Source organism: Kitasatospora sp. NPDC059747, assembly GCF_042732955.1.
Classification (GTDB): Bacteria; Actinomycetota; Actinomycetes; order Streptomycetales; family Streptomycetaceae; genus Kitasatospora.
Genome location: NZ_JBHWGV010000074.1, coordinates 46,225 through 47,109, shown reverse-complemented (window position 1 = coordinate 47,109; position 885 = coordinate 46,225). Strand labels below are relative to the sequence as shown.

1 protein-coding gene is annotated in these 885 nt (G+C 81.0%); it reads right to left on the bottom strand.

The features are described 5' to 3' along the window. Positions 1-219: 219 nt before the first annotated feature. Complete coding sequence (locus ACFV4G_RS28265; protein WP_380444931.1) at positions 220-672, bottom strand: HD domain-containing protein; 453 nt, start codon at positions 670-672, stop codon at positions 220-222. Positions 673-885 lie beyond the last annotated feature (213 nt).

The following is an 885-nucleotide window of genomic DNA, read 5'->3' as shown; positions in this document are numbered from 1 at the left end:
CCACCCCCGGGCCAGCCGCCCCGCTCCCCCCCCACGCGCACCTCCCCCCCCCCCCCCGGGGGGCGGTCCGGGGCCCCCCGGGGTGCCCCGTAGGGGCCCGGGCCCGCGCGATCCGCGTGGCACGGGCCCTTCCGTGGTTTCCGCCCGTGCTGTCCGCCCTTCCGTGGCTTCCGCGCCCCCGCCGGCCGGCGCCCCCTCGCCGGCCTCCGGGCGCCGCCGTCAGAGCTCGCCGGTGAGCCCCAGCAGCTCGCGCATCCGCGCGTACTTCGCGCGCAGCCGCTCGGCCGTCGCCGCGTCCAGCACCGCGAGCCGCGCCGGGTCCGAGTTGTGTGCCAGGTCGGCGCGCTTGACCAGCAGCGCCCCCGGCGTGGCCAGGATCCGGGCGGTGTACTCCTCGACCGGCTCGCCCGGCCGCTTGGTCAGCGCGTCCACGATCGCCTTGGTGGACTCCGCCAGCGCGGCGCCCTCCAGCCACTCGCGGCTCAGCCGGTCGTCCTCGACGGTGTCGTGCAGCCAGCCCGCCGCGATCTGCGCCTCGCTGCCGCCGCGCTCCGCCGTCCCCCGCGCCACCGCAGCGATGTGCTCGCTGTAGGGGTGGCCGTTCTTGTCGACCTGCCCCTCGTGCGCGCGCCGTGCGATCGTCTCCACCTCGGCCAGGCTCAGATAGTCCATCGGCTCATCGTAGGACCCGCCCACGACACCGGCGGTGGCCGGGGCAGCGACACCACGGGGCCGGCCGTGACACCTCCGGGGCCGGGCCGCGACATCGCGGGGCCGGGGGGGGGCCCCCCCCGGGGCGCCCGGCCGCCCGCCCGCGGGCGGGGGGGGCCGCGGGGCCCGGGGGGGGGGGGCGGCCGCGGGCGGGGGGCGCCCCCCCCCCCCCGC

Bases quoted from the DNA above. Each gene is read 5' to 3' on its own strand.
- ACFV4G_RS28265 (WP_380444931.1), bottom strand. From the start codon at position 672: ATGGACTATCTGAGCCTGGCCGAGGTGGAGACGATCGCACGGCGCGCG.